We start from the raw sequence: 25,240 nt of genomic DNA, 5'->3' as shown, positions 1-25,240 counted from the left end.
TCCACAGGAAGGCGGAATGGATTATGCGTCTCCGTAATTTTAACGCTGAACTGCTCCAGGATTGGCAGCAGATGTGTTTTCGTGGTTGGGTAAGAGACTGACAAAATGTTGTTGTTCATGTAACACCCCGTATACTTTTGATCTATTGATAATACGATGAGCCCAATTCAAATGCGGCTTAATTTCATTCATTTTGTTGGCATAGGTACTTTTGAATACACCCAGACTACCGTCGTTACGCTCAACGATTTCAAGTGCATCCATATACTCTTCATGTGTCACCGCATACATGGCCTGTACCGGTTTAATATGGGAGGGATGAATAATTGTTTTGCCGATAATCCCATTCTCTTTGTCCATCATGACTTCTCGAATCAGTCCGTCTACGGCATCTGAGATGAAGTCCATCCGCAAGTGTCTTCCCGGCTTTCCAAGTGCATCTTCGAAAGGAGACACTCTTAATTGAGGTTTAAAGACACGTTCTCGGTGAGAGAAATATTCCCATACAGGACCGGAAATGACATAATTTGAGCCCACGCGTCCAAACAAGTTAATAATATCTGCGATGCAATCCCGAATGACGGCAATTTCATAAATCGTAATATCCGGGCTGCGTCTCAAGCCATATAGACTGGAGAAATCGGTTGCCCCAATTCGTACATTCAGCACATATTCCTGGTACTCGTCTAAAATTTCTTTAATCGACAGCAGCTCTTTCCAGCGAGTTTCCCGATATATGATTTTGGAGCTTTCAAGAATCGGTAATCCGTACAGCACAGGCATGTCGCTTGCGTTTCCTGCCCCTGTATGCATATTTCGATTAAATTCAGCAATGAGTGAAAAATACGCCCGTCCATTATCAGAAGAGAACTTAGGTAAGACAAAGCCCGTGAGTAGCGACAAAGATTCACCCAAACCGTTCAGTAGTCGTTCCAACTGCTCTACAGAGCGCACACGCACAAATAACAAAGGTAATTGCTGTTCACTCATCATCCCCGTCCGTACATAGGATAGTAGTTGAAGCAGCTGCTGTGCCAGCGATTGTTCTGCCTGTCCGACCTGGTGATCCCCTATAGCATCCTCCAAATCCAAAATGACCGTTGTTAGTCCTTCATGTTTTCCATTTTTGATCTCTTCCGCTACCTCCGAGCGGGTAGCAGGCATGTACAAAGCTGCTCCTATTGCATAAGCCAATATACTTTTGGGAGAACGGTTATGAAACTCCAACGGTGGAGTATAAAAGATCGCTTCTACTTCCTCAGAGGTTAAATCATTAAAATATTTCAGGGCCCTTCCCCTCCTCTTGCTCTTTCTTGCCTGACTGAAGCCCTGTGCTTCGGGTATAAAAGAAATCCCCCCTTAGTTTCAGGAGGGATTTCGCTATACTTTGTACATTAAGCCTCTTTGTCGGCCTTTTTCTTTCTTTTCGCCGAGCTGATAACCATTGTGCCTACAAAGACAGCAATCAAAATGCCGAAGAATAAAACCTGCGACATATGAAAGCCAAAAGCAGCAGCCAGCATTTTACCCCCGATAATGGCGATCATAATAAAGGCTGTCTGTTCCAGTTCCGGAAATTTATCAATGAGCTTGAGGAACACTTGAGCAACACCACGCATCATCAGAACGCCGAGAATACCACCCAGGAACAGAACCCATACTTTCTCGCTCACACCGAAAGCAGCAATGACGCTGTCAATACTGAAGGCAATATCCATTAGTTCGACCATTAATACGGTTTTCCAAAAAGAAGTAGGTTTGTTTTTCACTTCTCCATCACCTTCGGACTTGAATAAGCCCTTATAAGCGATATAGAGCAGATAAGCCGCACCCAGTACCTTAATCAGTGTGAACTTAATCAGGAATGTACCCAAGCCGATAGCCAGGAACCTGAATATATACGCACCCAAAATCCCGTAAAATAAGGCTCTCTTCTGTTGTTCCTTGGGTAAGTGTTTAACCATAACTGCGAGAACCAAGGCGTTATCCGCCGATAAAAGTCCTTCCAGCAAAATGAGAGTTCCTATAATCCCCCAACTCACTGGATCAGTAAGCGTAGCTACAACATCACTCCATGAAAAGAAATGGCCATAGTTTTCGCTGATATTTTTAAACAAATCATTCAACATGAAAAGAGTGCCTCCGATAATTCAATTTATTTGCTACCCTGCGACCAGCGCATGCCCCAGTTATAGGCCCGATCCAACTCACGATGACCGCCATAGAACTGCACGAGTCTTTCAATGCTGAACGTTTCATCGTTTACATTTTGAATCATGGCAATCGCACACATCCCTTTGCGATTGTCATGTTCATTCATGTGAACGATAATGTCCGGCCCATCCTTCTGGTACAGCGTGACTACCCCGTCCGCTTGTGACCAGTTCGTGACTCCTTCATAGATGAAGGTGAACACCAAAATTCGCTTAATTTCAGAAATTTTAGCACCATTAATGCGAAGATTTTCCCCTGTTTTCACAGAGCCTGTACGGTCGTCGCCATCCAGAGCAATGTACGGGAAGCGATTTAGAGAACCGAAAACTTCCCCGAGCGCCTGCACAACGCCTTTATCTCCGTTCTTCATCTCATACAAGCAGCCCAGATCCAGATCGACACCCTTGGAGCCGCGATTGAAAAAGCCCTTGCTTTGCTGCACCTGATTCCAGTTCAGATTGATCAGGATTTCACCCAATCCGCCTGAGCCTTTTTTCAGGTTGATGGTGTCGCCCTTCTTCTTCAGCTCAATTTTCCGCAGATTCAGATTCACCGGTGTTGCAGATGGCTCTGGCTTCGGAGCAGGTGGTACTGGTGGCGGCGTTGGTGCTGGTCGAGGCGCTGGAGACGGAGGTGTAGGCACTGGCGTGGGAGGAGCCGGATTGTTTTCCACTTCAATCCCAAAATTAACGCACAACGCATCCAATCCACCGGAAAAACCTGCGCCAATCGCGTTGAATTTCCATTCCCCGTTATGACGATACAGTTCCCCAATGACAATCGCCGTTTCCACTGTAAATCCACTGTCCAAATTAAACCGCAAAACCTCTCCGCTAACCGGATGAGCAAAACGAATGAACCCACCTTGAACCTGTCCAAAATTTTGCCGTTTCTGATCCGCATCATAAATCGTCAGCGTAAACGCAATCTTCTCGATGTTTGCAGGAATTCGCGTCAGATCAAGGGCAAATTGCTTTTTGTCACCGGACTGTTGTCCGTCTGAATAGGTGATAAAGGGCGTGGTCGGATTGTTATAAAAAATTAAGTCCTCATCGCCCGATACTTTTCCTCCAGGACCCAGCAAAAATGCCGAAGTATCCAGCTCCAGAGACGCTGGCGACTCCCAGCCAATCCCTACGTTGACATGGGTCAGGCCCGGATTTGTTTTCGTCAAATCCGCCTTCTGTCCCTTTACTACGATAACAGCCATGATTGTGTCACCTTTCTGTCCGTTTGTCATGTGTCAGCGTACGCTAATGTAATAGCTTAAAAAGAAAGGGTAGCGCCCTATGGACACCACCCCAAGTGGATATTATTGAGCGTCCAAGCCATAGTTTTTAGCAAGCGCACCCAATCCACCAGCAAAGCCACTACCGATAGCCTGGAATTTCCAGTCTGCATTCTGACGGTAAAATTCACAGAATACGACGGCCGTTTCGGTAGAAAAATCTTCTCCCAAATCGTAGCGCAGCACTTCACGATCCGTTGCCGCATCTACCACACGTACAAAAGCATTGGACACTTGACCAAAGTTTTGCGCGCGTGCCTCGTAATCATAAATGGTAACCGTGATCCCGATACGGTGGATGTTCGCAGGAATCTTCGAGAAATCAACGATGATTTGCTCGTCATCCCCATCGCCCTCACCTGTACGGTTATCGCCTGTATGAGTAACCGATCCTGCTCCGCCTGTCGGGTTGTTGTAAAATACAAAATCATCCGCAGCTTTGGCTTTACCGTCTTCATAAAGTAGGAAAGCCGAAGCATCCAGGTCAAAGTCCGCGCCACCACTGTATTTATTCGTATCCCATCCAAGACCTACAACGACACGAGTCAAGCCGGGATTCGTTTTGGTCAGATCAATACGCTGTCCTTTGGAAAGGCTAATGGTCATTCCGCATACCTGCTTTCTTTGTATAGATTTTTTACGCCAAACCGTAATCGCGCGTCAATCCTGCAAGACCATCTTGGTAGCCGCTACCAATGGCATTGAACTTCCACTCACCGCTATGACGATACAGTTCGCCTACAACAACGCCTGTTTCGATCGAGAAATCTTCTCCCAGATCAAAGCGGACCAATTCTTCATTGTTTGCTTCGTTTACGATACGAGCGTAAGCACGGGACACTTGTCCAAAGTTTTGGCTGCGTTCTTGTGCTTCATAGATTGTAATCGTAAAAGCGATCTTTTCAACGTTAGCTGGCACGCTACCCAGATCAATTTTAATTTGCTCGTCATCTCCGTCGCCATCACCTGTGCGGTTATCCCCTGTATGAACGACAGAGCCGTTCTCATTTTGTGGGTTATTAAAAAAGACAAAGTTCTTATCGGATTCTACTTTACCTTCCGCATTAGCCAAAAATACGGATACGTCCAAGTCAAAATCTTTACCGCCATCGTATTTGTTTGTGTCCCAACCGAGACCAACTGTGATTTTGGACAAACCTGGATTTGTTTTCGTCAAATCGATTTTTTGACCTTTGGATAAGTTAATTGCCATGAGTAAGAACCCCTTTTCACATTAAGTTTTGTATGAGCAACCTAAAATTACATATAACGCTGAGCCAGCACATCAATATGTACGGCATGGGTTCCTTCACCGATTGCAGCAAACTTCCATTCGTTGTTATGACGATAGAGTTCTCCACAGACCAGTGCGGTCAGCCCTTCATAATTATCAGATAAATTAAACGTCACCAGTTCCTTGGAATTAGCACCGTCCAGAATGCGGATATACGCTTTCTCGATCATGCCGAAGTCCTGTTTCCGGTTTACGCAATCATATATATTCACAACAACAAGCACTTTGTCGACATTGGCAGGAATACGTGCCAGGTCAATCGCAATTTGTTCATCATCACCGTCGCCTTGTCCGGTCAAATTATCACCGGAATGCACGACAGAGCCACATGGACTTTTTTTATTGTGGAAACACACTACGTTATCTGACTGAGTCAGTTTTCCGTTGGCGTCCAGCAAAATGGCAGAAGCGTCACAATCAATATTGGGTTGCTTCTTGAAGCCAAAAAATCCTTTGGACTGTACAGGGTCCCATCCCAATCCTGCTATAACCTTGGTTAGTCCTGTGTTTCCCTTGGTCAAATCAATTTTCTGGCCCTTGACCAGATTAATTACAGCCACTGATTAACACACCTCCCTTCCGTAAAATTTACAGACTAAATTCAGACGGATTCAAACCAAGCGCGCCGCAAATCTCAGCCACAATTCGCTGCTCATTTGCATCAAAGTCACCATCAGCTGCGCCAATAGCGCTACATACGCCAACGACGATTCGGCCTACTTCAGGCTTACCTTTCAATTTACCAATCGCCTTCAGTGCTTCCTGTTTACCGATTTCAGGTGAAAATTCAAAGTTCGCTACATAGTGATTGAAACGGTTGATGACCTCACCCATATCAAACACTTTCAACTCTTCACTGATATTTATGTATCCGGCCATTTTTGTTTTCTCTTCCGGACTAATCGTACCGTCAGCAAATGCTACTAACGCACAGCCTGCAACAACAGCTTCCATAAAATCTTTATTCTTAAACTTCTTAACTTGGTCTCCAAGTCCTTTTTTAGTTGTATTCAACCAATTTTTAAATGTACTCATGTTTCCCTCCACAATTACGTATTTGGGTAAAGGTATCCTAGTTAATTTCTTCCTTTACTATAACCTGAATTACGATCTTTTTCTACAATAATATACAAAAATACGGTAAATCCGATCTATTTATTATTGGTATCCTCTCTATCTTTAGCCCTATTTCTACATAAAACCCTCTCTTCCATCATCCATCATTTGGTACCCCAATTGCAAGTCTGTGAAATGGTAGAGTTGATAGAAAGGCACAGCCTTCCAATTTCAACAGAAGCACTGTGCCTTTGACCATAATCCACGGTTTATCCATCTATAAATTTAGTTCTACTTAATTTTCACTTCTCTTTGGATATGTATTCTATCTATTTAATATATCGGTTTTCCGAAAAAATTGGTAACCAAAAAATCTACAGACTTCTCCAGCTAGCGAGTTTACAGTTTCCACCTGCTGCTCACCTGTTCCAGAAAAAAAGACTGTAGATTTTATAGATACTCCTATTCACGCTATTATCGTTCACAGCTCAAGACCTAGTTATAATCCTCCCAATAGCGATACTCCATTTCATTCTCACCTTTGGTGACGATGATCATATTTTCAATATGTCCGGTTTCTTTATTCGTTCGGTAGATCATGGTACGGGTTTCGCCCTCATCGGGTACAGAGAAGAGTACTTTGTCACTGAGCATGCCGCCACCAATGCCGACGACGTGTTCCCCCCACCCGGAGGCTGCGCCAGAACCGATGCCCGAACCTGCCCCACTAACTCCAGCCCCGCGCGACAAAATAAGACCTATTCCATATCCGGTGACGGTCTGGGCCGTTTTACCTAGAGCGTGCTCTCCGGCTGATTGGGTATGCTTTTGGACCCAGTAATCGTATTTATCCGTATTTTGCTCATAACTCACAACATTCCCTTTTTTATCGATAGATATATCCGTTTTGCTTCCGTCTTTACCTGTCAGTTCGGTGACGGCGACAAGGGAATCGGATGTGATCTTGGAGGTCTCTCCTGTATTGTAATCTGTACGGGGAACTGAGTCCTCATATTGCAGCCGCAGGACATTCATCTGGTCGTGAATTTTCTGCATAACCTGCTTGTCGCCGATGGCCTCGGCGTTTTTCAGCAGTTCCTCATATTGATGATATTTATCCGCGTCTGCCTGATCCCATTCATCTATGTTTTTGGGCTGCTTGGCAATTTCTCCACCAGCATCTCCAGCCTCTCCACTGCCTGCCAGCGCTGCACTAGCGTTCATTGCCGCTGCTAGGGCTGTCCAGAAGCCACGTGTGCTTTCACCATCCGCATTTCTAAACTTCGAAGCGATGCTTTTCAGCTCAATTTCAATGGATTGAACCTTATTTAATACAGAAGAAAGTGTATATTTAGCCGTACGATAGTCATTATAAAAACGATTCCTCTCCATACCATCCCACTGGCTGTGAAGGCGGTTCATTGTGCTATCCAGGCCGTTTAACTGGTTATACAGTGTGCCGTGGGCATTGGCAAATTGGGAGGCCACGCTGTCCAGCTGCTCCGGTGTGACTTGGATTTTTGTCATGGTGATCACATCCCATCTATGAAAATAGGAGATAGAAATTATATTTTACAGTAATCCTTATTTCATATTGTAAGCTATAGAGGTCGGACATTCATGAGGATTTATACGTATTTGTGTATTCAGAAGCAGTTCCTTTGATATAATGAATCCATATGAGTTTATTTCGACAATACATTATTGAAAGTCAGGTGTAGGGACATGTCAGACAAAAAAATTATCTTTTTCGATATCGACGGTACATTACTGGACGATGACAAGAAAATGCCGTTAACGGCAGAAAAGGCCGTCTTTGCTTTGAAAGAGCTGGGACATGAGGTGGCCATCGCAACAGGCCGTGCGCCTTTTATGTTCAAAGATATCCGCGAGCAGTTGGAAATTGACTCCTACGTCAGCTTTAATGGGCAATATGTCGTGCTTCGCGGGGAAGTGGTCGCTACCAATCCGTTGAACAGAGAAGCCTTGCAAGCGATGACCGATCTGGCCCTCACACATAATCATGCTCTCGTATATATGGATCATATGGACATGAAGGCCAATATTCCTAACGATGAGCTTGTGGAGAGATCAGTCCAAACGCTTAAGGCCAAGATTTCAGTTGGATACGACCCGCTCTATTTCCAGGGAAGAGATATTTATCAGACGCTGTTGATGTGTACAGCAGAAGAAGAGCCTTTCTATGAAGCGGTATTCAAGGCGTTTGACTTTGTGCGCTGGCATCCGAGTTCTGTGGACGTTGTTCCTCATGCTGGCTCCAAAGCGAAGGGCATTCGCGAAATTACATCCAGACTGGGCATTGCCGATGAAAATCAATACGCCTTTGGCGATGGCTTAAATGATGTGGAGATGCTGACAGCTATACATAACAGCGTCGCGATGGGCAACGGCTGTGATGAAGCCAAAGCCGCAGCTAAAATGGTCACAAAACGCGCAGATGAAGACGGTATTTTGTACGGACTGCAAAAGCTTGGCTTGTTAAGCTAGTAGGATTGCTGATAGACTGGGCATGTTTCGGGAAAAATAAAGTCTGTTTAAAGACTTACATATGAGAAAATAGGAGGTTGTCCTTAAATATGGAGACGGAAGGCTTACGCAATGTCGAACAGCTAGCCATGAAGAAGTACAAAATTTATAAGCAGAGCCTACTCCGGTATTTGGCACGTTCCATGCTGGCGAGTATGTTCATCGGGTTCGGCGTTATTGTAGCCTTCAAGACGGGCAACTTTTTTTACATGGAGCATTCTCCATTCACTTATCCCATGGCGGCACTCACGTTCGGAGCGGCCATCATTCTGATCGCTTACGGCGGCGGGGATTTGTTTACAGGTAACACCTTCTATTACACGTATGCTGCTCTCCGTAAAAAGCTGCGCTGGGGGCAGGTGCTTCGATTATGGGCTGCCAGCTATGGAGGTAATTTGCTGGGTGCAGGGGTATTTGCACTCCTTATTTACTTGACCGGGCTGTTTGACTCCTCCAGCGTGAACAGCTTTCTACTGAACGTGGTTGAGCATAAAATGGAAGCGCCTGCAATGCAGCTATTCTTCCGAGCTATTTTGTGTAATTGGCTGGTCTGTCTTGCCTTTTTTGTTCCAATGTTTATGAAGGAAAATGGCGCAAAGATGTTTGCCATGATGCTGTTTGTGTTCTGCTTTTTCATTTCGGGATATGAGCATAGTGTGGCTAATATGTGTACTTTCGCCATTGCGCTCGTGTTGGATCATCCGGGTACGGTTTCTATCGCTGGTGTGATCCATAATCTCGTTCCGGTTACGCTCGGAAATCTGGTTGGTGGCGTGCTGCTTATGGGGGTTATGTACTATTCGGTGAATCTCCCGTTTTTGGACGAGGAAGAACACTAAAAAAAGAAGCCGTGGGACTTAGGTTCCACGGCTTCTTTGCGTTATTTTAGTAATAGAGCAGATGCTTTCTTGCCTTTTATCCTTCTTGAGCAGGAAAATGGATAAACTCCTCCAACTCCTTGAACAGCTTCTTGGGATTAACATTGTCAGGTACAACCAGAGTTAGCGGCTCATCCAGCTTCAGCACATACATGCCTAAAATGGATTTGGCATCTGCCATGCCGCTTTTGCCATGAATCCAGATGTCATAGGTATAATTCGAAACGATTTGATTGATTTTTTCAATATCCTTCACGTCTTTTACCTTGATGGGTGTCATCATTGCACAGCACTCCCCTGTATTGAATTGGGGCTTACGAAACAAGCCTTAACATCACTTTACCCCATATGAAGCCTGTTGCAAAATCCTAATTTAGAAAATGACATGCGGCGCGGAGCTGATTTTCCAGTAGCTGCCGACCTTTTCAAAATTCACGGTGATTTTCGCATTCGGCTGCTTGGTTTCTGCCGGATAAGGCACGGTTAGCAGGTAGCTGCGCTTCACCGGAGTCATGGTTACCATTTTCGCCGTAGCCCGGCTGAACTCTAGCAAATTGCCACCATCTGCGTTCAACTGAGCTAATCTGCCGTTAACTTCAACGAAAAATTTACCGACAAATTGCTCACTGGCCTGCTTTGTGTAAGCCTGCGTCAGATAGCTGATCAATTTGGTCTTCGTGCCGATGTCCTCGGACAGATAGCGGTAGCTTTTACCGTTCAACTGGAACGACTCACCTACCGGGCTGCCACCACTAATCGCATACTGATAACGAGACTGCGCCTCCAGCACTAGCGGAACCGCACTCTCGTGGTTCAGCTTGTCCAGCTGCGTCGGTTTCACGCTGGTAGCCGCGGCTGCTGGCGCCGAAGTGGACGGCTGTTGCGGCTTAGACGGCTTCACAGTCGACGGTACGGACGGAGCAGCCGCTGGTGCTACCGATGTAGATGGACGCTGTGCTGGTGCAGACGGAGCTACTGGTGTAGCGGCTTTAGCAGAACCTGCGGCTGCAGCCGGGGTCGAGGCTGCTGGAACCGATGGCGCTTGCGCCGGGGCTGGCATCGTAGCCGATGCAGACGCTGCTGGTGCTGGCACCTGGGCTGGGACGGCTGCAGCCGGATTGGCCACGCTCGGTTGCGTCGCTTCCGCTGGAGCGGTCACGGCGGGCGCGGCAGCGGCGGCCTGTGCCACGCTCATAAGTGTGGCCGCAATGCACAGCGCGGATAGCTTCGTATTTATTTTCATACTCATATACACCTCCATAATCATATGTCTGCATAAACTGCACACGTTTCTATTATAAGAATTTCGCTTCTCGATTGGGTTGCTAAATTGTTTCTATTTGCCTTTTTTTGTTCATTCTGCACGAAGTTTGTCCGTATTTGCCGGGGACGGCTGTTCTGATTGTTTCAACTGCTTTGCCTCCATCTCTTCCAAGGATAGCGACAGTTGCTTAACAGATCGGTCCAGCTCCTCCAATCTGCGACTCAAAGTGACGAGGATGTATTTTAACAGAATCAGACTCAATGCAGCAGGGAATCCGACATTAGTTACGAGCTCGATCATGCCTTCAGTCGTTAAAGAACTCACAGATTCTGCCTCCTTTTTCATACATATGTTCCATCGATAAGAACTAATGTTCCCATTTTTATGAAAATCATACGTTATCTTTTGGGCTCTCATGACAAAAAGAGCTCCAATTAGCCAGGAGCCCTCTCTGTTTTTGTTCATTCTACCTGCTTTCAGACCACTGTCGAACGACATATCAAGGAGTATATATATTCGGCTGCTGGGGCTTGGACATCCCTTCTCCGAGATAAAACCCGGTGTGCGGCGGCTGATTATAAGCTACGTTCTGCCAGGCAACACTCAGGCGATACACTGGATCATGCATAAGCGTATAGAATCGATGTTCTGACTCGTATGGTGTTGTGTAGATCCGCAGCGCCGAATTATCACTTTTGCGCCAAATGACTTCCTCACGCCAGTCACCGAACAGATCGGCCTGCAAGGACGGCGTTCCTTTGGTTCCGTTATTGGAACTCGTTCCTGTTGCCGTAAGCAAGTTGGAAGTAGTCGAGTTCGTATAGTTCCACTTGTCTATTTTCCCAGCGCTTGATGAGGTATGATCCAGCAGTTCACGGAGGAGATCCCCATCCCACCAGATGCCAAAATTAATGGAAGACGGTAGCGTGTTGGTGATGAGCTGCCCCTTGGCTGAACGCAAACCAATACCCGGTGCCCACTGCTCGTTCCCTTTGGTCCGCGGGTCAATGTCTGCTGACATGCCTCTTCCGGTATCCTTGCCTGTTTTTACGCCCCATAAAATATTTCCATTACGCGGGTCGTACATGGCAGCTCCGTAGGTGGCATTTTTGTCCTCGTTCACCTTGAACACTTCATAACCTGAACGGTCGGGGTCCAGATCGCCAACATGAAGTGCATCTCCATGTCCCATCCCCGTGTTAGCCAGCTTCGCTCCGTTATCGTCTACAACCAGCGAGCCATACACGATCTCATCCTTATCATCTCCATCCACATCCGCCACGCTCAAACTGTGGTTCCCCTGTCCAGCCGTCCCCGCATTGGTGGAGCTGTTGCTGTCAAAGGTCCAGCGTCGGCTCAGGTTACCGTTCCGCCAATCATATGCGACCAGAACGGTGCGGGTGTAATAACCACGTGCCATCACTATGCTGGGTCTCACGCCATCCAGATAAGCAACCCCGGCGAGAAAACGATCCACACGGTTACCATAATTATCTCCCCAGCTCGATACCGTTCCGCGCGGTGGCACGTAGTCAATCGTACTAAGAGCCTTGCCTGTATCACCTGAGAACACAGTTAGAAACTCAGGACCTTTCAAAATATATCCGCTCGTGTTTCGATGATCAGCCGAAGCGTCCCCAATCTTTACACCTACACCATCTACCGTGCCGTCTGCTGTTTTACATACGATCTCTGCTTTACCATCTCCATCAAAATCGTAGACGAGAAATTGCGTGTAGTGAGCTCCAGCCCGTATGTTCCGTCCCAGGTCGATCCGCCATTTGCGTGTTCCATCCAGCTCGTAGCCATCCAAAAATACATTTCCCGTATAACCGGATTGCGAATTATCCTTGGCATTGGAAGGGTCCCATTTTAACACAATCTCATACTCGCCATCCCCATCCAGATCCCCTACGCTGGCATCATTGGCATGGTATGTGTAGTTCACATTATCCGGAGTTGTGCCTCCTGCGGGCTGCTGGATCGGAACATCCAGGTAGTTGTTGTTCCATACCTTCACCGCAGGAGAAGCAGCCTGCTCTGCTCCATTGACCACGGCACGAACGGTATACGAAGATGAGGTCGTACCTGCCTTGTCCAAAAAGTTGGTTCTCGATGTAATCGGCGCATCGTTTACCTTACTTGTCCCTCTGTACAAATTAAAGCCGACCGAATCCGCTTCCGTGCCCAGCAAGCGCCAGCTCACCAGTACACCCTCAGGCACCTTTACAGCGACAGCTCCCCGGCTTAGCTTTTCCATTTGCCTCGTAGAGGCAGCAGAGACCTGGCTATCCATCGGGGTGACCACTCCACTCAACATTACACCGAGACAGAGCAACGCAGTATACCGAAACCTTTTGTTCATCTGAATCATTAGCTCCTTTCATGGTTTGTATTTTCAATAGATTTATTTTATGTTACTGATAAGTTATTGTTATTTAAATTTTATGATAGCGCTTACATAAATGTAAAGGGACGAATACGTCCTTTTTGTTCAAAAATCCGGGCTAATGCTTTAAAAATCAGAGGTCCATGAATAATCGTTCTTCATCCGCAATGCTCTGGATATCCTCCGAGCTGATGCTGATATACTGATAGCCCTCTGCCTGTTGTTTTTTCAATGCAAGTTCCTTCATAAAACGTGGGCTGCCCTCTCCCGCATCCTCATCGTAAACAAGCAATAAACCGTCTGTTTTGCGGAAAAGGAGTTCATCCCGTGCCTTAAGTTGCCATATTCCCTGATAAGGCTGGCGGCTGACTACTCCCACATAGTCAACTTCGGCACAAATCTGCTGAAAATATTCCTTTTTGTCCTCTTTCCATTTTTCTTCCATATTTTGATAAGCCATCATAATAGAGCATTTGAGGTGGGGATATTGCTGTTTTAGTGCAGTAACGACCTCACAGGCCCACAAGTCCACCCCGTATTGGCCGGGGGTAATCACCCATTCCAACCCTTCTTCGACCAGGGGAATAAGCCTGCCTGCAATCGCCTTTTTAATATATGGAATGCCTTCGTGCTTCTGACTGAAAATATTCAGCTCATGGGCACGATAGCCCGAAACAAGCAAGTTTTTCATCTTCTCAACGTCCTTCTCCGATTATCATAAAGGTTATTGTACCACTTCAGAGCAGACCACTAAACACTTCGTTTTTTGGAGGAACGAATTGAATATAACGCAAAAGACGAACCTCTTCCAATTGGGCTGGATCAGGATCGTCTTTTGGAGTTTGGTGTTCATTCAGAACTGCTTTTTGGGTGCCTAATGAATTCCTATTATCTATTCTGAGCATAATCCTCACTTGGTATTTTCATTAAAACGACATACAGGCTGGACGTAGTATCTGCGCCGTTGCGATAAGCAAAATGCTCGTCTCCGGTGATATGAATGATATCCCCTTTGACTACCGACGCTTCCTTATGAATAATGCGTTTGGTGAATTTGTTCTCCTGATATTATTGAAATTGGGTAAGATTATTTTTTTCCATTCCCTATCACTCCTCAGACGATTTTATGCGGACATCTTTAATTCTAATGTTGCTACTAAATATACCGGCATCACTACTTAGCTTGAATGACGGGTAACTAGGGTCTGCCTCAAGCCGCATTCTGCTATCGAACTGCTGCTCCTGCTGCTGATCTACCCAAAAAGAATAAGACTCAGACTGAACTACTTTATCAGTTGTATTCGGTGTAGTGACAACCAAGATGACGAGTACGCCATTGCATCCACAATCCTCGGTGTCATAAAACAACTTGAACATTCCTGGTCGTCCTGAAAGGGCCAATTCTAGTCTTTCAACGGACAAGGAATCCAATTCTAAATGTATGCTCATGAGATGAATTCTCTCCTTTGTAAATGAGATGTTTGGAGCCGTCAGCTCCATAAAGACTAAATTTTAACTATGTGTTCATTATAGTCATGTTTTCGTATGTGTCTATGTGACTGCACTCACTGCTATCAATGAACTCTTACATAAAAAGGCAACCCGATTACACCGGGTCACCTCCGTCATCTCTCATCTATCTAAACCAACATTCTAGTCACAACTTCTATCCTTTGTAAAAAGGATTATGACCTGTGCCTTTGCCCGATGGCATCGCCCCAGGCACCCCGTCCGCTTCAAGCAGCGGACGGACAATGAGCTTCACCGGCCATTCCCTGCTCTCGAATACCGCTTGGAACAGCTCAGCCCGGTCAGCTTCGGGAAGCGGCACCACCCGAAGCGCTTCCTTCCACGCCTGCTCGGTGATATCCCATAATTTCGCTTCCGGGATAGGATACACCTCGCTTAGCGCTTCCATAATCGCAGCCAGGTTCACCTGCGTGCCCAGCGACTGCACATAGAAGATCAGCTTGCGGATCGTCTCATTATACAAGCTGTTCGAGTATCCTGGCCGGATATGATAACCCGGGTCTGCAATGCCGTGTTTGTCCAGATATGGCTGATGCAAACGAACGGAGTCGTGGTCACGGAATAACAGACCGTTCACCTGTCCGTCCTGCAGGACCACGCAGCAGTTCTGACCGTGAATTTCGGGTACAACGCCTACCTTGAACAGCCGCATTACCACATCATAGAATAACGCCGTCAGATCGGTGTAGAATCCTATGACCTCTTCACTGGTTAACTCTCTGCCCAGCAGGTCAGATAACATATGGCGACCTTCCAGCGTCACCCCAAGTGCAGCCATGGGAATGACCTGCACACCTTCTTCCAGCAACTTTGGCGGATAGATGCGAATCTGGGCGGCCAGATGGCGAGGATGATCATCGAACAATCCCATGGATTCCGGCATGTATCCCCACCAGTTCCGTTCCTCGCAGAGCCACACTTTACCTGTGAGCGATTCATCGCAGGCCACCGCCTGTCGTAACATCTTCTCCCCAGCCAGACCATTCAGCAGCTTCACCACCGGGAGATAGCGGGCGGCCCCGAGAGACAACACACTGACCGGAAGCTTGAGCATCTGTGTGGATTCTTCCATCGGGGCCATCGAGCGCAGGGACGATGTCGCCTGAACCTCTCCCAATTCAATATCCAGTACAACGATGGTACCGTCCCCGATCTCTCCGTTGAAACGTGGCAAGATGATATGTTCCATCTGCCATGGATGTACTGGCATGGGCATGTATTCTTGCAGATTCAGGCCCTTCCGGGCCAATTCTGCTTCCAGCCTGCTCCGCTGTTCTTCATCCAGTACATCCAGTGTGGACAATCCTTCCTTACATCCCTGTTGTACGGCATCCCAACGCACCGCCACCCATCGCAGCGGGATCTCCTTCCTGAATTCCGCTGCATACCGGGTCACATCCGCTTCTGTGAACCCCACCTTGGCCTTGGAGGTGGGGTGAAATGGACGATCTCGCAGCGCTGCAACCTGCTCTCCCTTGATAAACCAATCGTAGGCATTGAACGGAACTTGTTCTCTCAGACGTTGTACCTGCTGGAGTCCCAGTGCCAATTGCTCGGTGGCTATTTTCACGCCTGCCAAGAATTCCGTAACCCCGGGATGCGCGTATGCTTCATCCGAAAGCGTCATCCGAAGCACAGCCTGTCCTACGACTGCCGGAGATTCAAGAAGCTTCCAGCCTCCATCCGGTGTCTCTCCATAGACGGGTGAACCTTGTACCCATTGATATCCCTGCCTTTTGCCTGCTTTCACCAGAAACAAAATCCCTTTCTGATGCAGCATAAGCTGTCCACTATGTCTACCTGCCCCATTCTCATCCTGCTTATCCTTACCTGCGACATTGCCGTCGGTTCCGTTCCCCGTTCCCCATCTGCTCTGCGAAGGACCTCCATTACCATCCCCCAGAAACATTCGGCGGAACGGTTCTGGTGAAGTAGAGAGTTCAATGAACGGATGCCCTTCCAGCGGAAGTAATTGCTCGGCCAGAAATGCATTGATCAGATCCTCCATAATCCGGCGCTCAGCGTCTTGCAGACTGGCACGCTTCATCACTGTTGACATGGTTGTTGTCCTCCGTCAAATAATGGAATGCCGGGTGCGGATGGCCCAGAAAATCATGATGCGAAATGGTCCAGCAATAGGCTCCCGACTTCTCGAATACAACAATATCGCCTACCCGCAGCCGCTCTACTTCCGCATCTGAATGCATACGATCCTTGGGTGTGCACAGTTCTCCGACCACGTGAACTTTGTTGTCCCGTACCTCTGGTCTTGCAAACGAATGCCCCCAACGGTCCGTAGACATAATGTGAAACGGATGGTTGTGTCCCCATGATGCGGGCAAACGATTATGATGTGTACCTCCTCTTAACACGGCAAAATGCTGACCATGCGATGTTTTGATATCCGTAACCTCTGCCGCATAATAACCGTGGTCAGCGACAAGCATGCGACCCGGCTCAAAATACAACTGTATGCCGCGTGAAGCAAGGCGCCCTCTGGCCTCACTTCGCTCAATCAGGGATGTGAACAGGGACCAGTCGAACCCGGGGCTACCATCATATGTGACACCAAACCCGCCTCCAGCGTTAATTACTTCAAGATGCAGGTCATATGCCTGCTGCCACATCTCCACCTTTTGCAAATACAGCTCGATCATCTCGGCATGCAGTCTTGCGTCTACATTGTTCGATAACGAGTGAAAATGAAATCCGCATAAACGCACCGAACCCGCGCCTTCCTCACGAATGACCCGGATTGCTTCCTCCACGCTCTCCTCATCCATGCCAAATGGACTCGGACCACCGCCCATTACAATCCGGGTCCGTGGCAATGTGCTGCTTCTCAGATTGATCCGCAGCAGAATGCGGACTTCCTCTCCTCGCCTTGTAGCAATGGCGATGACACGCCGCAGTTCCAGCAGGCTCTCCACATGAATGAAACTCACCTGATGCTCGATAGCCTGCTTCAACTCATTCTCCTTTTTCCCTGGACCGCCAAACAGGATTGGAACCTCGCTACTTACGCTCCTCACCTTGAGCAACTCGCCAATGGAAGCTACCTCGAACCCGTGAACCCAGGGCAGCAAAGCCTCAATAATTCGGGAATCCGGATTGGCCTTTATGGCATAGAACAGCCGTGTGCCTCTGGGCAGCGTGTGCAGCATGTGACGGACCTGCTCCTGAATACCAGCCAGATCGTAGACATAAGCACATACCGGGTCTTCACTATCCCTTTGCAGTTCATGGATCATATTCCATACGCTTGATTTCATATCAGTCCACCCGCATTTCCATAGTCATTCCGTTTCTGTTCGTATGCCCGAAAAGCCGTATTCCGGTCATCGCCCAACACGTATATGTATACCCCTCGTTCGGCCCACAACGCCATGCCTTCCTGGCTTCTGGCCACCGTTGCATACGGTACCTGGCACTGCTTCGCGGCTTCGTATAATGCGCCTAGCGCACGCTGCACGTCTGGATGTTCCGTCTGCCACGGTACACCAAGTGATTGCGACAGGTCTGCCGCCCCCTCTAGTACCCAGCTCACCTGGGGATGAGACAGAATGCTCGCACTTTGCCGGACGCCCTCCACACTTTCGATCATCGGTACAACCATCACCTGTTCATTCGCTTCCTGAATATACCCGGTGAGTGGATACTTGCCGAATACCCCCGGACGCCCACTGTTCAGACTCCGCATGCCAAGCGGATGATAATACGCATGACGAACCGCTTCCTCCACCTGCTCCCGCTGTTCCACATGAGGTATGACAATGCCTTGTGCGCCGCAGTCCAATACCTTTAGAATCTCTGTTCGCTCTACCTTCGAGATGCGTACCAGCGGGGTCATTCCTGCCAGCTCCGCAGCACGAACCAGCTCTTCCACCGATTCCATATTCGTTGCGGCATGTTCCAGGTCGATAATTACAAAATCATACTCCGCATGTCCAATCATCTCAATGATGACCGGATGTGGGATAGAGACAAAGAGGCCAAACACCGGCTGTTTACGTTCAATTTTCTCCTTCAGCGTGTTGGTTCTCATCCGAGAACGTCCTTCGCCAACTTCAGCGGATTGCTGGCCTTACGGAAATACAGTTCCCCATCCCCATACAGGCGGCGCTTGGTCATCTCTTCAATCAGCGCATCCTCGGCAAAAAGATCAAACCACTCGAACCGTTCCTCGTACTCCGGGTGCTCTCGCTGATAGTCCACAATCGTGGCCGCGCACAGCTGCCAGAACGCTTCTTCCGTCAGACCGAAATTCTCCAGCGTCAGCGCAATATCCGTCATGCAAATAAAAAAGAACGCATCATACGTATAGTCCCGGACTTCCGACACGTCACCCGCGTAGATAAAGGAATACCGATTGAACTTGCGGTGGGTCTCCGGTTCGGGGTGCAGCTTCGGGGCTCGTTCTGGATTCAGCAGCTTCTCGGGTACATAGCGGACACCATCATGAAGGTCCTTGATGATGATCCGTTTCGGCAGATCATTTTCCAGCACCAAAATGATATTCTGGGCATGCGATTCCAGCGCGATGCCGTGTGCATAGAGCAGATGAATAATAGGCAGCGATACCGTTCTAACGAGCGCTTCACTCCACTTCTGAATGCCATGATGCTCAACTGCACCCTGGATAAACGGTACCCCGTTCGACTGTACCAGCATAAGTGCATTTAAGGGCCAGGCAGTCTCGCCTTCTTGCAGATGAACAGATACATTTTCACGCCAGATCGCCCCTATTGTGCCATACGCCCGTCCATACTGGATTGCAGGCAAATTCTCGTACCGGAGCGAGAGTCCCATGATCTCTTTCAGAATGGAAAACTCTTCCCGTTGCAACAACTCATCCTCTCGAATGAGTGCTTCCAGCCAGTCGCTGATTAGCGGTGCATTCTGGGTCGTGTGCTGTGCCAAAATGCGTATGCTCGATGTATTGGTAATACTCAGCGACAGCTTGAGATACGGTGCCTTCGAATTCATCCGGTTCGACAGGGAACGAATGGACTGCTGGGCGCGATAGGTTGAGTCCGAAGGGCCGAGAAAAACGATATCTCTGTCCATTCGTTGCCGGGCAAACACCGATTCCAGCTGGTGTTCCCACTGCCACGGATGAACAGGAATGAATATATAGCGGTTACCCTCCGTGTCTTCCGACTGAAGTATCCGATTAAATCGGCTGATATCCTCCTCTGTGAGATGTTGTCTCACCAACTGTTCTGACGTGTAGCCTGTGGAAAGAGACGTTTGCACAAGTCCTTCTTTCACGGCAATCCAGTATACGGTCACATCCGAGTTAAACTCTGGACCGTAAGCAAGATTGTCTTTTAGGGTGAAGCCAAGCCTCGACTTGTAGCTTGGATGGTAGAGATGACCATCGCTCATATGGCTTTCGAGGGCATCATAGTGCAGGTCTTCATCCGGAATCTTCTCAGGCAGCAAAGCCCGGCACTGACTGTCCTTCGCCATCGTCTCCAGCAATTCCTGAATGAAGGCCGTCACATTCGCACCCTCCAGAAGGTTCAGTACCATTTCCTCCAGAAACAGATCCAGATCGGTGCAGGGAACGCCCTCTCTTCGAATCGAGCCCTTCGCCACCTTCACTCGGCCAAATGAAAATTTTCGCTCAGCCTCACAGCTGTATGTCACAGCCTGCCCTGACGTACTCCGCCCCACAGTACACCATTCGTTTTCCCCCACCTTACAGTCAAGGATACCCTCGAACCACATGGCTTCCAGCGCCTGCCGCATGATCCGTTCCTGTACATCCGTGTATACTGCCGTCTTGTGACCTTTCTCAGCCCTGTACCCTATGAACCCCACGCCACTTCACTCCCTATTCGGTTCATTATATTGCTCACCGGCACATACGCCGGGGTCTGACTGATCCCCCTGAGACAGCTCACCAGATTTTGTTTCGCCAGAAAACTGTCCGCGGTCAGCAAATGCTGCACATACACGTTTCCAGTTCGATCCAGTTCCTTCACAAGCACTTCGCGGACCTTTGCCCAGAAATGCTCCTCCGATACGTTCACATCCCTTGCCATCGCATGAATGAGGGAACCCAGATGATTGATAATAAAGTAATAGGATGTCCTCGCCCAAGCCTTGTCCCGTGGATAAAACAACAATCTAGAGGGAGCGGTATCCACCTCATGGATCAGCTCCTCATCGACACTGACTCCTTCCAAGTCACGCACGATAAATGCCTCAGGCATTCCGTCTCTTAGCGTCACGAGAGTATTTTGCAAATGAGCTTCAAAGTGAATGCCTCGCTCTCCGGCCGCTCGTACAATGGGCAGCAAAGACAAGGTCAGATAACGTGCAAACCAGCGCTCGGCTTCAGCACGTACGCCACCCAGCATCGTCATAAGTCGTGATTGCATTCCCGGCAAGGGGGCTTCTACCAGACTCGACAGGACATATGTACATTCCGGGTCAAACTCAATCGGTCTGTATGCGACGGTAAACAGACTCGTTAATTCTCCCTCCTGAAAGTCACAAGTAGCTACACCTGTCTCATAGGCAATCTGCGTATGCTGATCTGCACCGAAGCAATTCTGCTGCCTGACGTACCTGGAGGCGTCCAGCGTCCTTCGCATCTGCTCCGCACTATTGGTGCGAATCATGTTGGTAATCTGCATGTTTAGCGACAGCTTGATATTGCAATTCAGCTCTGGAATATAGACGGTGCGTACCGAGGAGGTCGGGTAGGCCTTCGGCCCGCCGCTGCCCATCGGAATGAGTTTCTTATCCAGAATATACTGCTGGACCTCGGACAAGCCCAACACGTACGCATACTGCCAGGGATGGATAGGCAGTAGTTCATACTCATCCCCATGCTCACCCCACTCTGCTTCCCAAGCTTGTTCCACATGCCCGTGCAGGCTGGCATGCAGATTGATCCTAGTGTAATCATCCACCCATTCCTGCATGTACACATCCTTCCTCACAGCAACGTAACAGAGTTGGAACGAGGTACGCAGTTCTGGGCTGTACATCCGTACGTCGTGTTCGGTGAAGCCTTTGGAGTTTTTCGGAAACGGGTGAAAGGGATGACCATATACCAGAGACTGTTCAGAAGTACAGTAATCATATATGCCAAGTCCAGCAGCCTGCTCGATATACAGCGCAAGATTATTCACGCTGTTATCTACCTTTTCCGCAAAATCACGCACATCAGCCGCATGGGTCAACCTGCCTTGCTCATGCCGGCTGTTTCCATACGCCGTGTCTTCACTCAACTCCCGTGTGATCCAGCGAACCAGGTCCTGATAATGCACTGCTTGCCCGCGCTGTTGTACGCTTCGGTACTCATGCTCTCCCATAGCCGAGTAATACGCTAATTGTCCGGTTATCGTCACCCCGCTGGCCTGAAAAGCAACTGCGTACGTCATCGCATTCGGATCAATCTGAATGTCGCCCTCCTTCTCGACCGAAAGCTCTCGGATATAACAATTTAGCAGCAGCTTGCAAGAGTGTATATTCGCCTGCTGCTCTGCTTCAGACCTGAGCCTGTTTTCCATCTCGAACAATGTTGCCAACCTTCTTTCGGGTTATAAATAAAACAAGGGACAAGGTCACAGGATGGCACAGCCGAGACCCATACTAATCTCTTTCAGTGCCGCCCATCTGGCCGTATCTGCTGGTGTTCTGACCCGTTGAACCATTAGCAGACCAATCCATCTAGAGTACCTACACTGCTGACCAGCAGCGGAATGCTGGATGGATGCCACCGCTTGCGGCGGGCAGGCACGTACATTCGAATATACCGATCACACCATAGGAGCAAGAACAACGCAAAACGCAAGCGGGCCTTTCAGCCAGAACAAGCAATGATTTGCCCTTATTCTGCAATCGACTTTTCGAAATGATGTTCCATCTGAAAAAGATACTCCAGGTACAACCGGACGACATCACGTGTGGTCCCCCCAAAAGGAAAGACATGGTGGGTCAGGTCCGGCAATGCGTTGACTTCCAGAATGCCTCCCTGATCTCTTGTCAGCGGCTGGCGGATATCCTCACAACGGATATCAATGCCAGCCACATCAATCCGGAGGACTCCTGCGGCCTCAATTGCCATTTGTGCATTGTCAGGAAGAATCGCTTCCGTACAGTCCATATAAAATTCACTGATGTTCCCGGCGGCCGAATTGCGAAGATCATATAGCTCGATCTCTCTTCCTGCCGCAGGTACCTCCTCCAGCGTGATTCCCTGTCCAAGCAGAACCTTTCGCAAAGGCTCTGCGTCTTCATCAATCTTGGGAAAGGCCTCGAACTTCCCTATACTGGTATGCTGGATTCGCTGCTGATTCAACATTCGAATCAACGCCCGTATGGTTGAGGTGCCGTCCCCTTCTACATAGACAGGTCGATACTCATTTACTGCCGCCACTTCCCCGTTAATGACCAGTACCCTGTAATCCACACCCGTTACGAATTGCTGCAGCATGATGCTGTTACTATGGGTACCCGCCCGGGCAATAGCCGCTTCCAGTTCCTCGTTTGTTCGAACGTCCAGTGTCACACCTGCACTGCCGCTTGCGTCCAGCGGCTTCACTACAACGGAACGATGCAGTTTCAGAAACTGCGTTGCCTTGTCACCCATTGCCTCGATAACGATAAACGGCGGCACAGGCATTCCCCGCTCATGCAGTAGCATATTACAAACCTGCTTGTTCTTGGCGAGCAGTCCAGCGATCAAGGGTAGACGATGCGATCTGGTTTTATTAATGACTCTGCGCTTATCCCCATAGGATAATTCCAAAAAATCTTCACATTCTGCGAGAAGTGGCTCGCAGGTCATTCCCATTTCTCTTGCTTTGCTTATGATGAGTCGGTTTTGCAGATTATGAATTCCTTTCGGAAACAATGAAAATCCTCCCCGACCGAATGAAGGCGTTCGCTCCTGGTTGTGCTTTCATCGGATTGATTTGATGGAAATAATATTGATAATGATTATCAGTTTCAAACAAAATCTATTTTATGGCAATTTCAGTCACCTTGTCAATAATAAGCTTTTTAGGAAAAATAAGATGGTTTTTGCAGGGGGAGAATCCCCAAATGAAGGAGTGTTCATGGAACAATGGGCACAACAAATAAGGCAAGCTCTGAATTTCGTTATGTCATAAGCTTGCCTGTGCTATTCGCTGTATTGAGATGCAATGAAGTATAGGCTGGGGATGTGGATGATGATCATCGGCATTAATGCTTTAATTTGGGGCAGGTTGGGCAGTAATCTTCTGGATCATCTGCAGCGAGATAATAGAAACAACAGGTTTTGCGCACACGAATGGGTGTATCTGAGACAGCTGTTGCCCGCTTGGGCGTGTTAAACTGCTTGAGCGGATTACGGGATTCACCAAAGAGATGTGCAGGTGCATCACGAATTAGATAATGGAAGTCCTCTTCGACACGCTGCTTTTCTTCAGGCGTGGCTCCTTCAGCAAACTTGTTCTCATAGAGCCAGTATACGTAAATGGCCGTGTTCTCCCACAGGACTGAACGTGAAACCCGCGTTGCCTTGGACAGCGATTGCCACACCTTGGCCAGATTACCGGCGAACATCTGTTCAATCACCTGATCTCTCCATACGCCACGCTGATCCGCCTCCGGTGAGGTCGTCTGCCAATTAGTCAGACGAGCCTTGGGGAGCCATGCCTCCCCCTGATAACTGGATTCGATCGTGCCGTTGGTAATCTCATAATTTAGGCCTTTGTTGAAGCGTGACATGGCATAGAGACCCGAAGCCAAAATCAAGTAAGCATACCGTTTAGCAAAGAGAGATACAGTAGCCGTTTCAGAATCCGTCTCAAAGATGCTACTCACCCCTTGCAAATAGTTCAGGCTTTTGGACGGGTCCAGCAAGTCCGTAAATGGCATCGAAAATGTACGATCTGTCGAAGGCTCCCAGGTCAAACGGTATTCGGCAGCCAAGGCCTGCATCTCTTGATCGTCAAGCCAAGTGGCTGTAGCGTGTGGTTTCATTTAACTTCCTTCCCTTCCCGTGCGGAATGCACATTGGTGTGCCAAACAGCGGATCAACCGCAATGTCGCACTCCATCTGGAAGACCGCGCGGACCATGTCCTGCGTAACAATGTCTTCCGGTTTTCCTTCCGCGTAGATGGACTTGTTGTGGACAGCCACGATATGGTGAGCATAGCGACACGCAAGATTCAGATCATGAAGAACCATCACTATGGTGCGCCCCTCCCGTTCATTCAAATCGAACAGCAGATCCAGAATATCAATCTGATGGGTCATATCCAGATAAGTCGTTGGTTCATCCAGCAGCAAGGTCTCTGTTCCCTGTGCGAGTGTCATCGCAATCCAGGCACGCTGGCGTTGTCCGCCGGATAATGCGTCCACGGGCCGATCAGCCAGAGCAGTCAGATGTGTGGATTCCAGCGCGAGCCTGACCATGCGTTCGTCCACACCTGACCACTGTTTCAGCCAGGTCTGGTGTGGGTACCGTCCTTGCCGAACTAGTTGGTTCACTGTCAGTCCCTCTGGAGCAGAAGGGCCTTGCGGCAGAATGGACATACGTCTTGAAATTTCCTTGGTAGGCAACTTCGCAATCTCCTCGCCATCCAGCAGCACCGAGCCTGAACTGGACTTCAGCAGTCGCGCCATCGTTCGCAGCAAGGTGGACTTTCCGCAACCGTTGCTGCCAATCAGGACAGTAGTTTTCCCCTTGGGAATAGTCAGGTTCAGATTCTCAATAATAGGCTCTGCGCCATAGGCGATCGTAAGGTCCTTGGCTTCCAGAATACTCAC

The 25,240-nt window shown here is 48.5% G+C and carries 24 protein-coding genes; 2 read left to right on the top strand and 22 right to left on the bottom strand.

The features are described 5' to 3' along the window. Positions 1-39: 39 nt before the first annotated feature. The 8 genes from ACUUJN_RS04880 to ACUUJN_RS04845 all read right to left on the bottom strand — a co-directional run bounded on the left by ACUUJN_RS04880 (position 40) and on the right by ACUUJN_RS04845 (position 7,379). Complete coding sequence (locus tag ACUUJN_RS04880; RefSeq protein ID WP_071559143.1) at positions 40-1,227, bottom strand: HpcH/HpaI aldolase/citrate lyase family protein; 1,188 nt, start codon at positions 1,225-1,227, stop codon at positions 40-42. A gap of 167 nt (positions 1,228-1,394) precedes the next feature. Further along, entirely contained in the window at positions 1,395-2,129 is a 735-nt protein-coding gene (locus ACUUJN_RS04875; RefSeq protein WP_023987196.1) for a TerC family protein, read from the bottom strand. Positions 2,130-2,155: 26 nt separating this feature from the next. Beyond that, positions 2,156-3,424, bottom strand: coding sequence for a TerD family protein (locus ACUUJN_RS04870; RefSeq protein ID WP_029517566.1), 1,269 nt, complete (start codon positions 3,422-3,424; stop codon positions 2,156-2,158). 102 nt (positions 3,425-3,526) lie between these two features. Beyond that, positions 3,527-4,108, bottom strand: coding sequence for a TerD family protein (locus ACUUJN_RS04865; protein WP_023987194.1), 582 nt, complete (start codon positions 4,106-4,108; stop codon positions 3,527-3,529). A 31-nt stretch (positions 4,109-4,139) separates the two neighbouring features. Next, positions 4,140-4,715 (bottom strand): TerD family protein, encoded by a 576-nt coding sequence (locus tag ACUUJN_RS04860; protein WP_013308970.1) that lies wholly within the window; start codon positions 4,713-4,715, stop codon positions 4,140-4,142. 47 nt (positions 4,716-4,762) lie between these two features. Continuing rightward, entirely contained in the window at positions 4,763-5,356 is a 594-nt protein-coding gene (locus tag ACUUJN_RS04855) for a TerD family protein (protein WP_013308969.1), read from the bottom strand. Between the two features lie 28 nt (positions 5,357-5,384). Further along, positions 5,385-5,831, bottom strand: a complete 447-nt coding sequence (locus ACUUJN_RS04850) for a tellurite resistance TerB family protein (protein ID WP_071559144.1) — start codon at positions 5,829-5,831, stop codon at positions 5,385-5,387. Between the two features lie 516 nt (positions 5,832-6,347). Continuing rightward, positions 6,348-7,379 (bottom strand): WXG100 family type VII secretion target, encoded by a 1,032-nt coding sequence (locus ACUUJN_RS04845; protein WP_075153803.1) that lies wholly within the window; start codon positions 7,377-7,379, stop codon positions 6,348-6,350. A gap of 198 nt (positions 7,380-7,577) precedes the next feature. On the opposite strand from ACUUJN_RS04845, the gene ACUUJN_RS04840 reads away from it, so the two are divergent. Continuing rightward, the gene (locus ACUUJN_RS04840) at positions 7,578-8,360 is read left to right on the top strand and encodes a Cof-type HAD-IIB family hydrolase (RefSeq protein WP_023987190.1); all 783 of its coding nucleotides are present in this window, start codon (positions 7,578-7,580) and stop codon (positions 8,358-8,360) included. Positions 8,361-8,449: 89 nt separating this feature from the next. Beyond that, positions 8,450-9,238: a formate/nitrite transporter family protein gene (locus tag ACUUJN_RS04835; protein WP_071559145.1), complete on the top strand. Its 789-nt coding sequence runs from the start codon at positions 8,450-8,452 to the stop codon at positions 9,236-9,238. Positions 9,239-9,314: 76 nt separating this feature from the next. On the opposite strand, the gene ACUUJN_RS04830 is transcribed toward ACUUJN_RS04835, so the two are convergent. The 14 genes from ACUUJN_RS04830 to ACUUJN_RS04765 all read right to left on the bottom strand — a co-directional run bounded on the left by ACUUJN_RS04830 (position 9,315) and on the right by ACUUJN_RS04765 (position 25,240). Continuing rightward, positions 9,315-9,560, bottom strand: coding sequence for an HPr family phosphocarrier protein (locus ACUUJN_RS04830; protein ID WP_023987189.1), 246 nt, complete (start codon positions 9,558-9,560; stop codon positions 9,315-9,317). A 90-nt stretch (positions 9,561-9,650) separates the two neighbouring features. After that, positions 9,651-10,520, bottom strand: coding sequence for a DL-endopeptidase inhibitor IseA family protein (locus ACUUJN_RS04825; RefSeq protein WP_484669735.1), 870 nt, complete (start codon positions 10,518-10,520; stop codon positions 9,651-9,653). Positions 10,521-10,631: 111 nt separating this feature from the next. Next, complete coding sequence (locus ACUUJN_RS04820; protein ID WP_023987187.1) at positions 10,632-10,865, bottom strand: hypothetical protein; 234 nt, start codon at positions 10,863-10,865, stop codon at positions 10,632-10,634. Positions 10,866-11,040: 175 nt separating this feature from the next. After that, the gene (locus tag ACUUJN_RS04815) at positions 11,041-12,906 is read right to left on the bottom strand and encodes a rhamnogalacturonan lyase (RefSeq protein WP_484669336.1); all 1,866 of its coding nucleotides are present in this window, start codon (positions 12,904-12,906) and stop codon (positions 11,041-11,043) included. Positions 12,907-13,063: 157 nt separating this feature from the next. Then, positions 13,064-13,621, bottom strand: coding sequence for an SLOG family protein (locus tag ACUUJN_RS04810; RefSeq protein ID WP_023987185.1), 558 nt, complete (start codon positions 13,619-13,621; stop codon positions 13,064-13,066). Positions 13,622-14,037: 416 nt separating this feature from the next. Beyond that, positions 14,038-14,379 (bottom strand): iron-sulfur cluster biosynthesis family protein, encoded by a 342-nt coding sequence (locus ACUUJN_RS04805; RefSeq protein WP_028542067.1) that lies wholly within the window; start codon positions 14,377-14,379, stop codon positions 14,038-14,040. Between the two features lie 217 nt (positions 14,380-14,596). Next, complete coding sequence (locus tag ACUUJN_RS04800; RefSeq protein ID WP_484669335.1) at positions 14,597-16,519, bottom strand: IucA/IucC family protein; 1,923 nt, start codon at positions 16,517-16,519, stop codon at positions 14,597-14,599. Further along, positions 16,479-17,732, bottom strand: a complete 1,254-nt coding sequence (locus ACUUJN_RS04795) for a type III PLP-dependent enzyme (protein WP_068938603.1) — start codon at positions 17,730-17,732, stop codon at positions 16,479-16,481. Before ACUUJN_RS04795 ends, ACUUJN_RS04800 begins: the two co-directional genes overlap by 41 nt. After that, on the bottom strand, positions 17,729-18,505 hold the full coding sequence (locus ACUUJN_RS04790) for an HpcH/HpaI aldolase family protein (protein ID WP_068938602.1): 777 nt from the start codon (positions 18,503-18,505) through the stop codon (positions 17,729-17,731). The genes ACUUJN_RS04795 and ACUUJN_RS04790 overlap by 4 nt, the downstream gene beginning before the upstream one ends. Next, positions 18,502-20,286 carry an IucA/IucC family protein gene (locus tag ACUUJN_RS04785; protein WP_068938601.1) on the bottom strand — a complete coding sequence of 595 codons (1,785 nt, stop codon included), beginning with the start codon at positions 20,284-20,286 and terminating at the stop codon, positions 18,502-18,504. Before ACUUJN_RS04785 ends, ACUUJN_RS04790 begins: the two co-directional genes overlap by 4 nt. Continuing rightward, positions 20,274-21,989, bottom strand: a complete 1,716-nt coding sequence (locus ACUUJN_RS04780; protein WP_484669734.1) for an IucA/IucC family protein — start codon at positions 21,987-21,989, stop codon at positions 20,274-20,276. Before ACUUJN_RS04780 ends, ACUUJN_RS04785 begins: the two co-directional genes overlap by 13 nt. 320 nt (positions 21,990-22,309) lie before the next feature. Then, complete coding sequence (locus ACUUJN_RS04775) at positions 22,310-23,335, bottom strand: ATP-grasp domain-containing protein (RefSeq protein WP_484669334.1); 1,026 nt, start codon at positions 23,333-23,335, stop codon at positions 22,310-22,312. A 332-nt stretch (positions 23,336-23,667) separates the two neighbouring features. Continuing rightward, on the bottom strand, positions 23,668-24,450 hold the full coding sequence (locus ACUUJN_RS04770; RefSeq protein ID WP_484669333.1) for an IucA/IucC family C-terminal-domain containing protein: 783 nt from the start codon (positions 24,448-24,450) through the stop codon (positions 23,668-23,670). Beyond that, positions 24,419-25,240: an ABC transporter ATP-binding protein gene (locus tag ACUUJN_RS04765; RefSeq protein ID WP_484669332.1), complete on the bottom strand. Its 822-nt coding sequence runs from the start codon at positions 25,238-25,240 to the stop codon at positions 24,419-24,421. Before ACUUJN_RS04765 ends, ACUUJN_RS04770 begins: the two co-directional genes overlap by 32 nt.

Source organism: Paenibacillus sp. LRG-1 (genome assembly GCF_057220305.1).
Note: the sequence above shows the minus strand (reverse complement) of the source record. Positions and strands in the feature narration are given on the sequence as shown.

Excerpts from the sequence above, each read along its gene's own strand:
- ACUUJN_RS04875 (WP_023987196.1), bottom strand. The coding sequence starts at position 2,129 with ATGTTGAATGATTTGTTTAAAAATATCAGCGAAAACTATGGCCATTTC.
- ACUUJN_RS04870 (WP_029517566.1), bottom strand. The coding sequence starts at position 3,424 with ATGGCTGTTATCGTAGTAAAGGGACAGAAGGCGGATTTGACGAAAACA.
- ACUUJN_RS04865 (WP_023987194.1), bottom strand. The coding sequence starts at position 4,108 with ATGACCATTAGCCTTTCCAAAGGACAGCGTATTGATCTGACCAAAACG.
- ACUUJN_RS04860 (WP_013308970.1), bottom strand. The coding sequence starts at position 4,715 with ATGGCAATTAACTTATCCAAAGGTCAAAAAATCGATTTGACGAAAACA.
- ACUUJN_RS04850 (WP_071559144.1), bottom strand. The coding sequence starts at position 5,831 with ATGAGTACATTTAAAAATTGGTTGAATACAACTAAAAAAGGACTTGGA.
- ACUUJN_RS04845 (WP_075153803.1), bottom strand. The coding sequence starts at position 7,379 with ATGACAAAAATCCAAGTCACACCGGAGCAGCTGGACAGCGTGGCCTCC.
- ACUUJN_RS04840 (WP_023987190.1), top strand. The coding sequence starts at position 7,578 with ATGTCAGACAAAAAAATTATCTTTTTCGATATCGACGGTACATTACTG.
- ACUUJN_RS04835 (WP_071559145.1), top strand. The coding sequence starts at position 8,450 with ATGGAGACGGAAGGCTTACGCAATGTCGAACAGCTAGCCATGAAGAAG.
- ACUUJN_RS04830 (WP_023987189.1), bottom strand. The coding sequence starts at position 9,560 with ATGATGACACCCATCAAGGTAAAAGACGTGAAGGATATTGAAAAAATC.
- ACUUJN_RS04825 (WP_484669735.1), bottom strand. The coding sequence starts at position 10,520 with ATGAAAATAAATACGAAGCTATCCGCGCTGTGCATTGCGGCCACACTT.
- ACUUJN_RS04815 (WP_484669336.1), bottom strand. The coding sequence starts at position 12,906 with ATGAACAAAAGGTTTCGGTATACTGCGTTGCTCTGTCTCGGTGTAATG.
- ACUUJN_RS04810 (WP_023987185.1), bottom strand. The coding sequence starts at position 13,621 with ATGAAAAACTTGCTTGTTTCGGGCTATCGTGCCCATGAGCTGAATATT.
- ACUUJN_RS04805 (WP_028542067.1), bottom strand. The coding sequence starts at position 14,379 with ATGAGCATACATTTAGAATTGGATTCCTTGTCCGTTGAAAGACTAGAA.
- ACUUJN_RS04800 (WP_484669335.1), bottom strand. The coding sequence starts at position 16,519 with ATGTCAACAGTGATGAAGCGTGCCAGTCTGCAAGACGCTGAGCGCCGG.
- ACUUJN_RS04795 (WP_068938603.1), bottom strand. The coding sequence starts at position 17,732 with ATGAAATCAAGCGTATGGAATATGATCCATGAACTGCAAAGGGATAGT.
- ACUUJN_RS04790 (WP_068938602.1), bottom strand. The coding sequence starts at position 18,505 with ATGAGAACCAACACGCTGAAGGAGAAAATTGAACGTAAACAGCCGGTG.
- ACUUJN_RS04780 (WP_484669734.1), bottom strand. The coding sequence starts at position 21,989 with ATGGAAAACAGGCTCAGGTCTGAAGCAGAGCAGCAGGCGAATATACAC.
- ACUUJN_RS04770 (WP_484669333.1), bottom strand. The coding sequence starts at position 24,450 with ATGAAACCACACGCTACAGCCACTTGGCTTGACGATCAAGAGATGCAG.